The sequence below is a fragment of the Dietzia sp. SYD-A1 genome (assembly GCF_015356725.1).
GTDB lineage: Bacteria > Actinomycetota > Actinomycetes > Mycobacteriales > Mycobacteriaceae > Dietzia.
Window position 1 is genome coordinate 1 of the sequence record NZ_JADDKI010000548.1, and the last position, 1,789, is coordinate 1,789.

Below are 1,789 nucleotides of genomic sequence, written 5' to 3' on the forward strand. Positions count from 1 at the left end.
CCTGGTCTGAAGCCGATGTACCGGTCGTCCTCGACGGCGCTCCGCGGCACCAACCCGATCACGATCGACAAGGAGATCTCGATGCTTCTCGAACGCATCTACGACGAGGACCTCGCCCAGGCCGGCTACCTCATCGGCTGCCAGGCCAAGAACGAGGCGATGGTGGTGGACGCCCGCCGCGACGTCCGCGAGTACCTGGACCTGGCCGCCCGGCACGGCATGACGATCACCACCGTCACCGAGACCCACATCCACGCCGACTACCTGTCCGGCACGAGTGAGCTCGCCAAGGCCACCGGAGCGACCGTCTACGTCTCCGGCGAGGGCGGCGACGACTGGCAGTACGGCTTCGAGGCCGAGCGCCTGCACCACGGCGACCAGCTGAAGCTGGGCAACATCACCGTCGAGGCCGTGCACACCCCGGGCCACACCCCGGAGCACCTGTCCTTCCTCGTCACCGACGGCGCATTCGCCGATACCCCCGGGTACATGCTGACCGGCGACTTCGTCTTCTCCGGCGACCTCGGTCGCCCCGATCTGCTCGACGAGGCCGCGGGCGGGGTCGACACCCGCTTCGCCGGCGCCAAGCAGATCTTCCGCAGCCTCAAGGACTCCTTCGTCTCACTGCCGGACCACGTCCAGGTCTTCCCCGGCCACGGTTCGGGCAGCGCCTGCGGCAAGGCCCTCGGCGCACTCCCGTCGACCAGCGTCGGCTACGAGCGCCGCTTCGCCTGGTGGGCGGGGTACGTCAACGACGACGACGAGGAGGGCTTCGTCTCCGAACTACTCGACGGCCAGCCGGACGCGCACGCCTACTTCGGCCGGATGAAGCGACAGAACAAGGAGGGACCGGCCGTGCTCGGGCCGCTGGCCCCGCTCCGCGAGTTCGGCTCCACGGAGTTGGCGCGCGCTCTCGAGTCGGACGAGGTCGTCGTCGTCGACACCCGTGGCCAGGACGAGGTCCACGGCGGCACGGTCCCCGGGGCGCTCAACATCCCCGGCGTCGACAAGGCCGCTTCCTTCGGCGCGTGGGTCTACGACCCCGAGAAGGAGGACACGCCCCTAGTGGTCCTGGCCGATGACGTCGAGATGGCCGAGGCGCTGCGGGACCACCTGCTGCGGGTCGGCATCGACACCGTCACCGGGTACACCACCAGCTTCGAGGGCCTGCCGATGACGACCCCCGAGATGATCGGGCCCGACGAGCTGGCCTCGTTCGACGCAGCGATGGTGCTGGACGTGCGCAACAAGACCGAGCACTCAGATGGTCACATCCCTGGTTCCGCGCAGCTCAGCGGCGGCCGGGTGCTGTGGAACCTCGACCAGCTCCCGACCGACGGGCCGATCGTGACCTACTGCCAGAGCGGCGTCCGTAACTCGGTCACCGCCAGCGCCCTGCGCCGCGCCGGCTACCGCGTGGTCGAGCTCGAGGGGTAGCTACGCCGCCTGGTCCGAGCGCACCCTCGCGAGCGCCTGAGCGAACTCACCCCACACCCCGGGGGCCGGACCCTCCGTCCGTCCTCCGGCCCCGCGGCGACCCGCTGCCACTCCCACTCGCCATACGAAAAGGCTGTCACCATCCATGCTCTCCAGCCTCACCCACGCCCCGACCATCGCCCCGGCCGACCTGCGCGACGCGTTGGGCTCAGGCACTCCGCTCATCGTGATCGACGTGCGGACCGGTGCCGAGTTCTCGGCTGTCCACGTCCGCGGCTCCTACAACGTGCCGCTGCCCCTGCTCGCGGAGCACGGCGAGGAGTTCGCCTCCCGCCTGCCCGGGCAGGTCGTG

Annotated in this window: 1 protein-coding gene and 1 pseudogene; both read left to right on the top strand. The window is 70.0% G+C overall.

What is annotated here, in order from left to right; genetic code table 11:
* The first annotated feature begins 81 nt into the window (after positions 1–81).
* Positions 82–1,477, top strand: a pseudogene (locus IY392_RS16755) (rhodanese-like domain-containing protein).
* A gap of 105 nt (positions 1,478–1,582) precedes the next feature.
* Positions 1,583–1,789 (top strand): rhodanese-like domain-containing protein (locus IY392_RS16760; RefSeq protein WP_194861844.1); only part of this gene is annotated, 207 nt, incomplete at its 3' end.